The organism is Sphingomonas sp. 3P27F8 (genome assembly GCF_005502745.1).
Classification (GTDB): domain Bacteria; phylum Pseudomonadota; class Alphaproteobacteria; order Sphingomonadales; family Sphingomonadaceae; genus Sphingomonas.
Genome location: NZ_SCNL01000009.1, coordinates 129,399 through 143,150, shown reverse-complemented (window position 1 = coordinate 143,150; position 13,752 = coordinate 129,399). Strand labels below are relative to the sequence as shown.

The 13,752-nt window shown below is 67.4% G+C and carries 14 protein-coding genes; 5 read left to right on the top strand and 9 right to left on the bottom strand.

Translation table 11 applies throughout. The features are described 5' to 3' along the window. The first annotated feature begins 8 nt into the window (after nt 1–8). Both dapB and nth read left to right on the top strand, forming a co-directional pair. Complete coding sequence (gene dapB / locus FFS35_RS12320) at nt 9–737, top strand: 4-hydroxy-tetrahydrodipicolinate reductase (RefSeq protein WP_137787387.1); 729 nt, start codon at nt 9–11, stop codon at nt 735–737. Further along, complete coding sequence (gene nth, locus FFS35_RS12315) at nt 734–1,390, top strand: endonuclease III (protein ID WP_137787386.1); 657 nt, start codon at nt 734–736, stop codon at nt 1,388–1,390. Before dapB ends, nth begins: the two co-directional genes overlap by 4 nt. Before the next feature lies 1 nt (nt 1,391). On the opposite strand, the gene FFS35_RS12310 is transcribed toward nth, so the two are convergent. The 4 genes from FFS35_RS12310 to FFS35_RS12295 are packed head-to-tail and all read right to left on the bottom strand — an operon-like array spanning nt 1,392 to nt 5,741. Then, nucleotides 1,392–2,159 (bottom strand): SDR family oxidoreductase, encoded by a 768-nt coding sequence (locus tag FFS35_RS12310; protein WP_137787385.1) that lies wholly within the window; start codon nt 2,157–2,159, stop codon nt 1,392–1,394. Beyond that, nucleotides 2,156–3,343 carry an acyl-CoA dehydrogenase family protein gene (locus FFS35_RS12305; protein WP_137787384.1) on the bottom strand — a complete coding sequence of 396 codons (1,188 nt, stop codon included), beginning with the start codon at nt 3,341–3,343 and terminating at the stop codon, nt 2,156–2,158. The genes FFS35_RS12310 and FFS35_RS12305 overlap by 4 nt, the downstream gene beginning before the upstream one ends. Beyond that, complete coding sequence (locus FFS35_RS12300) at nt 3,340–4,407, bottom strand: acyl-CoA dehydrogenase family protein (protein ID WP_137787383.1); 1,068 nt, start codon at nt 4,405–4,407, stop codon at nt 3,340–3,342. The genes FFS35_RS12305 and FFS35_RS12300 overlap by 4 nt, the downstream gene beginning before the upstream one ends. Then, nucleotides 4,404–5,741, bottom strand: coding sequence for an NAD(P)-binding domain-containing protein (locus FFS35_RS12295; protein ID WP_137787382.1), 1,338 nt, complete (start codon nt 5,739–5,741; stop codon nt 4,404–4,406). The genes FFS35_RS12300 and FFS35_RS12295 overlap by 4 nt, the downstream gene beginning before the upstream one ends. Before the next feature lie 107 nt (nt 5,742–5,848). Here FFS35_RS12295 and FFS35_RS12290 point away from each other — a divergent pair, with 107 nt between their 5' ends. Next, on the top strand, nt 5,849–6,616 hold the full coding sequence (locus tag FFS35_RS12290) for an SDR family NAD(P)-dependent oxidoreductase (protein WP_137787381.1): 768 nt from the start codon (nt 5,849–5,851) through the stop codon (nt 6,614–6,616). Between the two features lie 3 nt (nt 6,617–6,619). On the opposite strand, the gene FFS35_RS12285 is transcribed toward FFS35_RS12290, so the two are convergent. The 4 genes from FFS35_RS12285 to FFS35_RS12270 are packed head-to-tail and all read right to left on the bottom strand — an operon-like array spanning nt 6,620 to nt 9,857. Next, the gene (locus FFS35_RS12285; RefSeq protein WP_137787429.1) at nt 6,620–7,378 is read right to left on the bottom strand and encodes a 3'-5' exonuclease; all 759 of its coding nucleotides are present in this window, start codon (nt 7,376–7,378) and stop codon (nt 6,620–6,622) included. Between the two features lie 4 nt (nt 7,379–7,382). After that, complete coding sequence (locus FFS35_RS12280) at nt 7,383–8,768, bottom strand: phosphoglucomutase/phosphomannomutase PgmG (RefSeq protein ID WP_137787380.1); 1,386 nt, start codon at nt 8,766–8,768, stop codon at nt 7,383–7,385. A 7-nt stretch (nt 8,769–8,775) separates the two neighbouring features. Next, entirely contained in the window at nt 8,776–9,063 is a 288-nt protein-coding gene (locus FFS35_RS20340; RefSeq protein WP_249341602.1) for a DnaJ domain-containing protein, read from the bottom strand. Then, entirely contained in the window at nt 9,063–9,857 is a 795-nt protein-coding gene (locus tag FFS35_RS12270) for a division plane positioning ATPase MipZ (protein ID WP_137787428.1), read from the bottom strand. The genes FFS35_RS20340 and FFS35_RS12270 overlap by 1 nt, the downstream gene beginning before the upstream one ends. 78 nt (nt 9,858–9,935) lie before the next feature. Between FFS35_RS12270 and panC the strand changes: the two genes are divergently transcribed. After that, nucleotides 9,936–10,781, top strand: a complete 846-nt coding sequence (gene panC / locus FFS35_RS12265) for a pantoate--beta-alanine ligase (protein ID WP_137787379.1) — start codon at nt 9,936–9,938, stop codon at nt 10,779–10,781. Between the two features lie 85 nt (nt 10,782–10,866). After that, complete coding sequence (locus tag FFS35_RS12260; RefSeq protein WP_137787378.1) at nt 10,867–11,163, top strand: hypothetical protein; 297 nt, start codon at nt 10,867–10,869, stop codon at nt 11,161–11,163. Nucleotides 11,164–11,205: 42 nt separating this feature from the next. On the opposite strand, the gene topA is transcribed toward FFS35_RS12260, so the two are convergent. Continuing rightward, on the bottom strand, nt 11,206–13,737 hold the full coding sequence (gene topA, locus FFS35_RS12255; RefSeq protein ID WP_137787377.1) for a type I DNA topoisomerase: 2,532 nt from the start codon (nt 13,735–13,737) through the stop codon (nt 11,206–11,208). Nucleotides 13,738–13,752 lie beyond the last annotated feature (15 nt).

The window sequence follows — 13,752 nt, the reverse complement described above, 5'->3', positions numbered from 1 at the left end:
GGGAGCATATGACGAAGATCGGCATCTATGGCAGCGCGGGGCGCATGGGGCGCGTGATCGCAACGATCGCGGCGGAGGAGGGCGCCGTCGTCGCGGGCGGGGTGGACGCCGGTGACGATCCCGCGCCGCTGGCACGTGCCGCCGACGTTTTGGTCGATTTCTCCGCTCCCGCTGCGCTGGAGGCGAACCTTGCGGCGGCGGTCGCGGCCGGCACCCCGATCGTCATCGGCACCACCGGCCTGAACGCCGCGAACCATGCGTTGATCGACAAGGCGTCCCAATCGATCGCGGTGCTCCAGACGGGCAATACGTCGCTCGGCGTCACCCTGCTGGCGGTGCTGGTGCGGGAAGCCGCGCAGCGGCTCGGCGCGGAATGGGATATCGAGATCGTGGAGATGCATCACCGCCACAAGGTGGATGCCCCCTCCGGCACGGCAACGCTGCTGGGCGATGCGGCGGCGGCCGGGCGCGGCACGACGCTGGGCGAGGTGCGCGTGGATGGCCGGGCGGGGCTGACGGGCGCGCGAACGGAAGGGACGATCGGATTCTCATCGCTGCGCGGCGGATCGGTGGTGGGCGATCATCAGGTGGTTTTCGCGGGCGAGGGCGAACGGATCGAACTCGGCCATCGCGGCGAGGATCGCACGATCTTCGCGCGCGGCGCGCTGAAGGCGGCGCTGTGGCTCGCGGGCAAGCCGGCGGGGCGTTATGGCATGGCGGAGGTGCTGGGGATTTGAAGAAGGCCGACATCTTCGAATTCTATCGCCGGCTGGCAGAGGCCAATCCGCACCCGGAGACCGAGCTTGAATCGGGCAACGATTATCAGTTGCTGGTCGCGGTGGTGTTGTCCGCGCAGGCCACGGATGCCGGCGTCAACAAGGCGACACGCCGGCTGTTCGAGACGGTGAGGACCCCGGCGCAGATGGTCGCCCTCGGCGAGGCGGGGCTCAAGGAGCATATCAAGACGATCGGCCTGTTCAACACCAAGGCCAGGAACGTCATCGCGCTGAGCGGCGCGCTCGTGGCGGAGCATGGCGGCACGGTGCCGGAAGATCGCGACGCGCTGGAGAAGCTGCCCGGCGTGGGGCGCAAGACCGCCAATGTCGTGCTGAACGTCGCCTTCGGCGCGGAAACGTTCGCGGTGGACACGCATATCTTTCGGGTCGGTAACCGCACCGGCCTGGCCAGGGGCAAGACGCCGCTGGCAGTCGAGAAAAGGCTCGACAAGAATACGCCGCAGCCGTTCCGCGTCCATGCGCATCACTGGCTGATTCTGCATGGCCGCTACGTTTGCAAGGCGCGCAAGCCGGAATGCTGGCGCTGCATCGAGGCGGATTTGTGCGCCTACAAGCCAAAGACGCCGGCCCCGAAGCAGAAGCCGGCGCGTTGATTTATCGCGCGAACGCTGCCTTCATCCGCTTGCGCAGGCGGCCCGGCATGAAGCGGCGTGCGAAGTTCGCCTGCCGCCCCGCCTTGCCGACGATATATTCCCGCTCGCTGCCGTGCGCTGCCTGCCAGATCACCTCCGCGGCATCGTTCACCGTGTAAATCGGCGCCTTGCCGATCGCATCGCGGATCGATCGGTTGCTGCCTTTCGATCCCGCGTCGAGGATCGGGGTTTCGACAAAGAAAGGCATCACGCACGTCACGGCGACTCCGTGGCGCGTGAACTCCGCGTCGAGCGCTTCGGAAAGACCGCGCATCGCATGCTTGGTGGCTGAATAAACCGCCAGGCCGGGTGACCCGACAATGCCCGCCACCGACGCCACGTTGATGAGGCGGCTGCCGGGCGTAGCCTTCAGATGCGGCAATGCCGCATAGACGCCGTTAATGACGCCCTTAAGATTTATATCGACCTGAAGCTCGGATTCGTCCGGCGTGATATCCTCGAACATTCCATAACGGGCAATGCCGGCATTGTTGAGCAGCGCATCGAGGCGGCCCGTTTCCCCGACGAAATCGGCGAGCGCGGCGTGCCATTGCGCCGCATCGCGCACGTCGAGCGGCGTGGTAAACGCGTTCAGTTCCTGCGCCACCCGCGCCATGCCGGCCGTGTCGATATCGCCGATGCCGATCCGCCAGCCCTCGCGATGGAAGCGGCGCGCGGCGGCGAGCCCGATGCCGGATGCGCCGCCGCTGATGAAGATGGTCTTGCTCATCCTGCACGTACCTCTCGGAATGGAATGGTGCGATCGACCTCCGGCTCCCTGGGCAGGCCCAGCACGCGTTCGCCGATGATGTTGCGCTGAATCTGGTCGGTCCCGCCGCCGATCGATGTGAAATAGGCGTTGAGCGTCAGGAAATTGGCGTCCTCCCCGCGGGGATGATCCGGCCCCTGCAACAGGCTCTCCGGCCCGAGCAGCAACGTGCGGACGCGCGCCTCCTCATGCAGGATGCGGCTCATCGCCAGCTTGCCGAGCGACATGATCGGGGATGAGGTGCCCTGTTGCAGCTCGGCCTTGGCCCGCTGGGTATTGAGCTTGTTCAGCACGCGCCACGCGATCACCTGCGCCAGTTCCTGCCGGATCACCGGATCGTCCAGCCGCCCCGCCTCCCGCGCAAGCCCGAGCAGCGAATAATCGCCCTTTGGTCCACCCGCGCCGGAGCGCGGCCCGCGCGCGCGATCCCCCATCACCGAGCGTTCGTAGGCCAGCGCCGTCTGCAACACGCCCCAGCCGCCGTTGAGCGGGCCGAGCAGATTCTCGTCCGGCACGAAGGCGTCCGTGATGAACACCTCGTTGAAGTGGGATTCGTCGGTGATCTGGCGCAGCGGGCGCACTTCCACGCCGTCCTGCTTCATCGGCAGGAAGAAGAAGCTGATGCCGCGATGCTTCGGCACGTCCCAATCGGTGCGGGCGATCAGCATTCCATAGTCGGCGACAGCCGCACCCGATGTCCACACCTTCTGTCCGGTCACGCGCCATCCGCCATCCACCTTGTCGGCGCGGGTGCGAACGGCGGCGAGATCGCTGCCCGCCCCCGGCTCGGAATAGAGCAGGCACATGCCCACTTCGCCGGCGAGCAGTTGCGGGACGATCACGCGCTTGAACGCCGGGGTAGCGTGGGCGAGCGCGGTATTGGCCCACAGGTTGCTGCGATCCTGGCCCGCGCCGGGGGCGTCGGCGGCGGCGAAGGCACGCTCGACGATCTTCGCCTGATCGCCCGAAAGGTCGCGGCCGTACCATTCCGCAGGCCAGCGCGGCGCGGCCCAGCCGGCGTCACGAACCTTCGCGAGCCAGGCGCTGCGCGGATCGCGGCCGAAGCTTTCGTGATGCGCCGCTGCGCCCTGCCAGTTGGCGGCCAGCCATGCCTCGACCTCCGCCTTGAGCTGTTCGTCGGTCATGCCTGCACCTCCAGCGCGCGGATGTAGCGTTCCCGCCAATGATTGCCGTCGCCGTAGAGCTGTGCGGCGGAGCGGGCGCGGCGCAGGTAAAGGTGCGCCGGATGCGACCAGGTGAAAGCGATGCCGCCGTGCATCTGGATCGCATCCTTGCCGCAGCGGACGAACGCATCGCCGCAGGCGAACGCGGCGAGCGCGATCGCGGCGTCGCGCGAGGAGCGCCCCTCCGCCAGCTGCCGCGCTGCATCGCGCGCGGCGCTGGTGGCGCTTTCCACCTCAAGCAGCAGATCGGCGGCCATGTGCTTCACCGCCTGGAAGCTGCCGATCGCGCGGCCGAACTGGTGACGCTCGCGCGCGTAATCGACCGCCATATCCATGACGCGCCGCGCCCCGCCGGCCTGCTCGCCCGCCAGCGCAGTCATCGCGACAGCGCGGGCGGCGGCGATCCGGCTGCCATTGCCGATGCGGGTGGCGGGGCCGTGGAAGGTCACGTCGGCGAGGCGGCGCGTGGTATCGAACACGGGGAGGGGGGCGATCGTCGCATCCTGTCGCGCGACCGCGAATACGGCATCGTCGAGTGTGACGACGATCGTGTCGGCGATCCCGGCATCGGGCACGAAGCGCGCGGTGCCGCTCAGCCGCTCGCCGTCGGCGCGCACGTCGCATCGCCCGGTCCAGTCGTCTCGCCCGGCAAAGGCGACCGCCGCGATGCTGTCACCGCTCGCGAGCGCCGCGAGCCGTTCGCCATCGACCAGCGTCGCGGCGATCGCTGTGGAGAGCAGCGGGGCGGGCAACAGCGCGGCGCCGGCTGCTTCCATCACCAATTCCAGCTCGACCGGACCCAGCCCCGCGCCGCCATGCGCCTCCGGCACCGTCAGCCCGACCACGCCGAGATCGGCGAGCGCGCGCCACAAGGCCGGATCGTGGCCGGAATCGCTCGCCATGATCCGGCGCACGTCGCTTTCGGTGCAGCGATCGGCAAGCAGCCGCGCGACTGAATCGAGCAGCGCCGTGCGATCCTCGACGGTTATGTCCTGGGTAACCCGTTCCGCGGCGATCCGATTCATGCGGCGCGCTGCCGCGTGGATGCCTGCGCACGGCGCTCGCCCTTCGCGATCTCCTTCTTCAGATCGGCGACGTAGCGCGAGAAATCGACTTGGATCGTGTGGCGCGTCGACTGATAATAATCGCCCAGTTCGACGCGCTCGTCATCGGCGGTGATGCGTTTCATCTCCTCCGTATCGGGCAGGCGATAGCGGCCGGAAAGCGCGGCGGCGACCAGCTTGGACTGCTGCTCCGCGAAGTTCACCAGCGTGGGAAGCGCCTGCGCCAGGCCCATGAAGAACAGGCCATCGACACCGGGCACCACCATTCGCTTGAACAGCGGGAAGCGATTCTGCGGGTCGGGCTTCAGCGCGGGATCGTCGAAGAACGGAAAGCTGATGCGATAGCCGGTGGCATAGATGATCGCATCCACACGCTCCACGCTATCGTCTTCGAAACGGAAATGATCGCCTTCAAGCGCCTTGATGTTCGGCTTGAACTTGATGTCCCCGCAGCTTGCCCGCGTCAGAAATTCGCCTGACACGGATGGGTGCGCGTCGAGCGGTTCGTGATCGGGTTTGGGCAGGCCGTAATCCTCCATCCGCCCGACCATCTTCTTGATCGCGCGGCGGGCGAGCGCCTTGCCCAGTTTGCGCGGAAGCCAGGTCGGCGGCGCGGATTTGTCGAGCGGTCTGCCGCCCGCCATCTTGGGCAAGACCCACACGCCGCGCCGCGCCGCGACCCACAGGTTCGCGGCAAGGTGCCGCTGCGACAGTTCGCTCGCGACATCCATCGCGGAATTGCCCATGCCCACCACAACCACGTTCTTGCCGCGCAGATCGACCGGATCATAGGGATCGCGATAATCGTGCGCGTGGAAATGCGCGCCGTGGAAGTCGCCCGGATAGTCCGGCACCTTCGGATCCCAGTGATGCCCGTTGCACACGACGAGCGTGTCGTATCGCCGGGTCTCGCCGGTCGACAGCGTGACCTCCCAGCCGCCGCCGGGGCGGCGCGCTGCCTTCGTCACCGCCGTGTTGAAGGTGATATGCTCGCGCAACCCGAAATGCGCGACGTAATCCTTGAAATACTGGAACAATTGCGCGTGGCTGGGGAAATCCGGCCAGTCGGCGGGAACCGGATAATCCTCGAATGCGAGGCGCCATTTCGAGGTGTCGATATGGAGCGACTGATAGCAGGCGGATTTGCCGTTCGGATTCTTGTAATACCAGTTGCCGCCGATCTCGTCGGACATCTCGAAGCAGTCGAAGGTGATGCGCTCGTCCTTCAGCCGCTTGGCGGTGGTGAAGCCGGAACAGCCCGCCCCGATGATGCAGACACTCTTGCCCTCCGCCATGTTGTCGCCTCTCCCGTCGCGCGCCGGCTTGTCCAGCGTCCATAACCAAAGTTATGATGGCCCGAGCCGGCGCATGAATCAACCGTGCATGGCGGACGGAGGGGAACATGCGCTTCAATGGCAGGGTGGCGTTCATCACCGGCGGCGGATCGGGCATCGGCGCCGCGACCGCGCGCCTGTTGGCCCGTGAGGGCGCGAAGGTGGTGGTCGTCGATCTGGCGGCGGACGCGGCACGCGCCGTGGCCGAAGAGACCGGCGGGATCGCGCTGACCGCAGACGTTGCGAAGCGCCCCGAGCTGGAGGCCGCGATCGCCGCCGCCGTGGAGCGACACGGGCGAATCGACATCCTTTTCAACAACGCCGGCATCGGCTGCTTCGGGCGCACGCCTGATCTGGACCCGGCGGAGTGGGAGCGGGTGATCGGCATCGACCTGAACGCCGTATTCTATGCCTGTCGCGCGGCGATCCCGCACATGCCAAAGCCGGGCGGCGTGATCGTCAACACCGCATCCATCTCCGGCCTGGCGGGGGATTACGGCTTCACCGCCTACAATGCGGCGAAGGCGGCGGTCATCAATTACACTCGCAGCCTCGCGATCGATCATGCGCGCGAAGGGATCAGGGCGAATGTGCTGTGCCCTGGCCTGGTCGCGACGCCGCTCACCGCCGGTGCCAAGGCATTGCCCGGGCTGGAGGCGGCGTGGCACGAAACGATCCCGCTCGGCCGCGCGGCGGCACCGGAGGAAATGGCCGAGGTTGTGGCCTTCCTCGCGTCGGACGCGGCATCCTATGTCACGGGGGCGGTGATCGTCGCAGACGGCGGCCAGACGGCATGGACCGGGCAGCCCAACCTCATGAAGTTCGTGCCGGGCTGAATTTCAGAAGAGCAGCTCCTGCGGGCTTGGGCGGCCGACATTGCCGCCGCCGCGCCGCCGCGCCATCTCGGTCTCGGCGGTGAAGCGCACGTCGGGATCGCGGTCGCTGAGGAAGCCGATCAGGCTCTCTTCCTCGATCTCGCGCCAATCCTTGCCGCGATCGGGGCCGTAGCGCACCCGCGGCAGCAGGCCGGGAACGCGCGACCATTCGAGCAGTTGCTCCACGCCCACCTCGTTGAGCATGTCGCGCAGGTGGAAGGCGGTGACATAGGCGTCCGGGAAGGCGCGATGCGCCGGCAGGCCGCGTTCGTGGATCAGCCCTTCCGGCTTGCGCCAGTAACGCAACACCTGGTTCGAGAAGCTGGGCGAATCCGGCCACAGCCGCAGCGCGCATTTCCAGGTGCAGATCCACTCCGCGCCGTGGGTAAGGGCGGGGGTGCAGAACACCTGTTCGAAATCGGCGCGATGCGCGGCGAGCGCCACGCGGCGCGGCCATGGATCGAGCACCGGGCGGGCCACGTCGTGCCACCACGGCGCATCGGCGACATCCTCGTCAAGGATGTGGTGGATCGCCTGGGTGATCGGCGGCATCAGCCGGCCGGGATTGACCATCCGGTTGCCGCCGTCGCCGGAAATTTCCCAGCGACCGTCCGGCCCCAGCGCCACGTCCTGCCAACCGATCTCGCACACGCCGTGCTGCGGCGGTGTGGGGCCGGTGGTTTCAAGATCGATGACGCGGATGATGCTTGGCGAGGGGCGCATCGCTTCAATGTGGGGCGTCTCGCGCGTCATGTCGAGCGACTCCGCTCAGTGCAAGCTGGGCGTCGATCGCGGCGACGGTGCGGGCGAGTGCGTCGGCGTCACCCGCCTCGGCGCGCGCGGTAAGCATGTCCTCCGTATTGGAGGCGCGCAGCAGCCACCAGCCGTCGGCGGTGGAAACGCGCGCGCCATCGGTGGTGTCGACGCGCGCGCCCGACGCACGCAGCCGCGCGACCACCTCCGCCACCACGCCATCCTTCCGCGCCGGATCGACCGCGAAGCGCAGCTCCGGCGTGCTGACCAGCGCGGGCATGGCATCACGCAGCGCCGCCAGCGATTTGCCCGATTCCGCCACCGCCTCGATCAGCTGCACCGCCGCATGGAGCGCATCGTCGAAGCCGAGCCAGTCCCCGCCGAAGAAGATATGCCCGCTCATCTCTCCCGCGATCGGGGCGTCCAGTTCGCGCATCATCGCCTTGATGTTGCTGTGGCCCGATTTCCACATCACGGGCCGGCCGCCCAGCGCGGCGATGCGATCGAACAGCGCGCTGCTGGATTTCACGTCGGCGACGATCGGCGCGCCGGGGAAGGCGCGCAGAACAGGCTCGACCAGAATGGACAGGATCTGATCGCCGCGCAGCACGCGGCCTTCGCCGTCGATCACGCCGATCCGGTCCCCGTCGCCGTCGAAGGCTACGCCGAAATGGAGCTGTTTTGCGGCGACCAGCGCGCGCAGGTCGGCAAGGTTGGCGTCCTCGGTCGGGTCGGGATGATGATTGGGAAAATTGCCGTCGACATCGGTGAACAACAGGTGATGCTCACCCGGCAGCAGCTTCACGAGCTGCTCGATCACCGGGCCGGCGGCGCCGTTGCCGGCGTCCCAGCCGATGCGGAAGGCGGCGGTGCACTTCCCCATGACGCGGCGGACATAGCCGGCGAGCACATCGACGGTGGAGACGCCGCCCGCTCCGGTTTCCCAGTCGCCAGCCGTCGCCATCGCCGCCAGTTCCCGGATCGCCGCGCCGAACACCGGGCGGCACTGGTGGAGCATCTTGAAGCCGTTGTGGTCGCCGGGATTATGGCTGCCGGTTACCTGTATGCCGCCATCCACTGGTAGCGTCGCGGCGGCGTGATAGAGCATCGGCGAAGGGCCGAGCCCGATGCGCACCACGTCCACCCCGCTCGCCGTCAGCCCCTCGACCAGCCCGGCTTCAAGCATCGGAGACGTCAGCCGGCCGTCATAGCCGACCGCCACCGCCCGTCCGCCTGCGCGCCGCACCAGCGTGCCGAAGCTGCGCCCGAGCGCCACCGCATCCGCCGGTCCGAGCGTCCGGCCGACGACGCCGCGAATGTCATAGTCGCGCAGGATCGCGGGATCGAAGCGGTGCGCCATGCGTGGCTCAGCCGGTGCGCCCGATCAGCAGATCGCGCGCGGCGTTGAGTTCTCGCGCACGGGCCTCCGATCCGCCGTGATCCGGGTGTGCCTCGCTCATCAGCCGGCGATGCGCGGCACGGATCTCCGCCTCGTCCGCCGCCGGGCCGACACCCAGCGTCGCGCGCGCCGCCGGGCGTCGGTCATCGTTCGTGACGGGCGGGCCCGGCCTGCGCTTCGGCTTGTAGCCCAGCGCATCCTTCCACAACCGCCAGCCGGCATAGGCGACGAGCAGCGCGAGGACGAATTTCGCCATCAGGCGAACAGCGGCATTGCCGGCTCGGGCAACGCCAGCCCCGCCATCATTTCGCGCAATTCCTGTCTGGCGGCGACATGGCTCAGGCCCATCGCGCCGAACTCCTTGGCATCCAGCATCGTGAGGCCGGCCGGAAACAGCTCGCGATAGATCACGCGCTCGCCAAGGCCCGGGATGATGCGGAAGCCGACGCGCTTGGAAAGCTGGTCCAGCGCCTCGGAAACGCGGCGCATGTTGCGCGCCTCGATATGCTGGAGCCGGTTGCGCAGCACCACCCAGTCGATCGTCGTGCCGTCAGCCTTCGCCCGCGCCTTGCGCGCATCCCAGATCAGTTCCGAATAGAAGCTCGGCCGCGTCACCTTGAAGGTTTCGGGATGGACCTGACCGATCAGGTCGAAATCGACGAAACTGTCGTTCATCGGGGTGACGAGCGTATCCGCGCGCGTCGCGGCGAGGCGGGCGACCGGATCGTCGCGGCCGGGCGTGTCGATCACCAGATAGTCGCTGCCCGCCGCGAGGTCCGCGAACAGCGCATCGAAATTGCCGCCGTCCTGGCCGTCGCCGGTGGCGTGGCGCGGCACCGCCAGCTCGGCCCCGGTGCGCCGCACGGTTTCGGCGCGATTGTCGAGATAGCGCCCCATCGTGCGCTGGCGATGATCGAGATCGAGGCACGCGACTCGCGCGCCCTGAGCCGCCAGCGCGATCGCCACGTGCACCGCCGTGGTCGATTTGCCCGTTCCCCCCTTCTCGTTCGCGAAGACGATGACGTGAGTCTGTCCATTACCGCTGGGCAATTCGTCGAATCCCTTGTTGATCCCCTGGATAGCCACCCATAGAAGCCCGGTCCGTCGAGGACGAGGGGGTATGATCGAGTGTTGACCGTTCGTGACCTTGCCGCATTGCGAGATGCGGTGAGCGAATTTCGTGCAGAGGGGTTGCGCGTCGCGCTCGTGCCGACGATGGGCGCGCTGCATGCCGGGCATATCGCGCTGGTCGAGGCGGCCAAGCGTCCCGGCACGAAGGTGGTCGCGTCGATCTTCGTCAATCCGATCCAGTTCGGGCCGAACGAGGATCTGTCCCGCTATCCGCGTCGTGAGAAGGCGGATCTGACGATGCTTGCCGATGCCGGCTGCGATCTCGCGTGGTTGCCGGCGGTCGAGACGATGTATCCCGAGGGTTTTGCGACGACCGTGCATGTCGCCGGCGTCACCGAAGGGCTGGATGGCGCCTCGCGGCCGGGCCATTTCGATGGCGTGGCCACGGTGGTGTCGAAACTGTTCAACCAGGTGGGAGCGGATGCGGCTTATTTCGGCGAGAAGGATTATCAGCAGCTTCAGGTAATTCGTCGCATGGTGGCGGATCTGGACGTCGATATCGAGATCGTCGCGGTGCCGACGCAGCGCGATGACGATGGGCTCGCGCTGTCGTCGCGCAATATCTACCTGGACGAAGCGGAGCGCCAGAAGGCGGTCGCGCTGCCGCGGGTGCTGGGTATCGCCGCGCGCGCGATCGGGCGGGGCGACGATATCGTTTCCGCGCTTGCCGAAGCGCGGGTGAGCCTGGTCGGGGCGGGCTTCGTGGTCGATTATGTCACGCTGGTCGATGCCGAAACGCTGAGCGTCACGCCGCACGCGGGGCGCCCGCGCCGGTTGCTGGCGGCGGCGCGCATGGGCGGCACGCGGCTGATCGACAATATCGCGATCGATGAAGGCGAATGAACAGCCTTAACGCCGTTAACCATTTCTGAAGACTATCTGCCGCAGATCCCGTGATCGGTTCATTGTGAACCGAGGGGGCGATGCGATGGGGAACAGTCTCAAGAGCGCGAATTTCCTGATGGAGAGTCGGCTGCGCGATGCGGCGCGCGGCGATTTCACGGCATGCTATGATCTCGGCGTGGCCTATTCCACCGGCACGGCCGGCGCGATGTTCGACCTGATCGAGGCGCACAAGTGGTTCAACCTGGCGGCGATGAGCGGTGACGAGGCCGCGCAGGCGGCGCGGGCCGAGATCGCGGAAGACATGACGGCACGCGAAGTGGCGGCAGCGCAGCGCGCCGCGCGGGACTGGCTCGGGATGAACCGCGCGCGCGCTGCCTGACGCCGGCTCGCCCATCCCCTCGGGAGGGGGACGGGCTGACCATCACTTCTTTGCGGCGGCCTTCTTCGCGGCGGGCTTCTTTGCGGCCGCCTTCTTCTTGGGTGCGGCTTTCTTCTTGCCCTTCGATGGCGCCGCGGCGCGCGCGTCGATCAATTGCGCGGCTTCTTCCAGCGTCAGCTGATCCGGCGCAATCGTCTTGGGCAGGGTGGCGTTGGTCTCGCCGTCGGTGACGTAAGGCCCGTAGCGGCCCTCCATCAGCTTGATCTCCGCCTCGGTGCGCGGATGCGCGCCCAGCACCCTGAGCGGCTCGCGGCTGCCGCGCTGCGGACGGCCACCGCCCGCCGCGGCCTCGGCCAGCTTCACCACCGCGGCGTTCATGCCGGTTTCGAACACCTCGGCGGTCGATTGCAGCCGGGCATACTTCCCATCATGCGCGAGATATGGCCCGTAACGCCCGATCGATGCGGTGATCGGATGCCCGCTGTCGGGGTGGGTGCCGATCGTGCGCGGCAGGCTGAGCAGCTTCAGCGCCCATTCCAGATCGAGTTCGCCGATATCCTTGGGGATCGAGGCGCGCTTCGCCTCCTTGCCCTCGCCGAGCTGGATATAGGGGCCGAAGCGACCGGATTTGCGCTCGACCTCCAGCCCCGTTTCGGGATCTCGGCCCAGCGCTTCCGGCCCGCTATCCTCGGCGCCCTCGCCGCCCGGCTGGGCGAAGCGACGCGTGTACTTGCATTCGGGATAATTGGAACAGGCGATGAACGCGCCGAACTTCCCGCCGCGCAGCGCGAGCTTGCCGTCGCCGCAATTGGGGCAGGTGCGCGGATCGCCGCCGTCGGCACGCTCCGGGAACAGATACGGCGCGAGGAACTGATCGAGCGCGGCGGTGATGTCCGACGGCTTCTGCTCCATCACCTCCACGGTGCGCGGCTTGAAATCGCGCCAGAACGCTTCCAGCACCGCCTGCCATTGCGCGCGGCCGCCGGAAACGTCGTCCAGCTCTTCCTCAAGCTCGGCCGTGTAATCGAAGCCGACATAGCGCTCGAAAAAGCGCTCCAGGAACGCCGTCACCAGTCGTCCGCTCTCTTCGGCGAAGAAACGGTTCTTCTCGATGCGGACGTAAGAACGGTCCTTAAGCGTCTGAATGATCGATGCGTAGGTGGAGGGGCGGCCAATCCCGAGTTCCTCCATCCGCTTGACGAGCGAGGCTTCGGAGAAGCGCGGCGGCGGCTGCGTGAAATGCTGCTCGGCATCCACCGCCTTCTTCGCCGGCGCATCGCCTTCGCGCATTCGGGGAAGGCGGCGCGCGTCATCACCCTCGGCATCGTCCACGCCCTCTTCATAGAGCGCGAGATAGCCCGGGAAGAGCACGACCTGCCCGGTCGCGCGCAGCACGTTGCGGCCGGTGCCGTCGGCCAGTTCGATCGTGGTGCGCTCCATCCGGGCGGAGGCCATCTGGCTCGCCAGCGCGCGTTTCCAGATCAGTTCATACAGCCGCCCGTGATCGCCGCTGCCGGCGCGATCGCGCGAGAAATCGGTCGGGCGGATCGCCTCGTGCGCTTCCTGTGCATTCTTCGCCTTGGTCTGATACTGGCGCGGCTTGTCCGGCACGTAGCTGGCATCGTACCGATCGGCGACCGCGCGGCGCGCGTCGGAGATGGCGGAGCCGTCCATCTGCACGCCGTCGGTCCGCATATAGGTGATCGCGCCGTCCTCGTAGAGGCCCTGAGCGATCCGCATCGTGTGACTGGCGGAGAAGCCGAGCTTGCGCGCCGCTTCCTGCTGCAGCGTGGAAGTGGTGAAGGGCGGCGGCGGGTTGCGCGTCGCCGGCTTGGTTTCGACCGTCTGGACGGCAAAGCGCCCGGCCTCGACATCGGCTTTGGCCCGGTTCGCCGTGCCTTCGTCACCGATCGACAGGCGATCGAGCTTCTTGCCTTCCCACTGCACCAGGCGCGCGGCGAAAGGTGTGCCGTCATGCTCCATCGCGGCGGTGACGGACCAATATTCCTGCGCCCGGAACGCCTCGATCTCACGCTCGCGTTCGACGATGAGCCGCAGCGCCACCGATTGCACACGCCCAGCCGATTTCGCCCCCGGCAGCTTGCGCCACAGCACGGGGGACAGCGTGAAGCCGACGAGATAATCGAGCGCACGCCGCGCCCGATAGGCATCGATCAGATCGGTATCCAGCTCGCGCGGGGCCGCCATCGCCTGTGTCACGGCGGCCTTGGTGATCGCGTTGAAGGTGACGCGCTCCACCTTGTCCGGCAGCGCCTTGCGGTTGCGCAGCACCTCCCGCACGTGCCACGAGATCGCCTCGCCCTCGCGATCCGGGTCGGTGGCGAGGATCAGGCGGTCGGCCTTCTTGGCCTCGTCGGCGATCGCCTTCAGCTGTTTCGTCTTGTCCGCGTAATTCTCCCATTCCATCGCGAAGCCGGCGTCGGGATCGACCGATCCGTCCTTTGGCGGCAGATCGCGGACATGGCCGTAGCTCGCGAGGACGCGATAATCCGAGCCGAGGTACTTCTCGATGGTTTTCGCCTTCGCTGGCGATTCGACGATGACAAGCTGCATTGCGGTTTCGTTCTG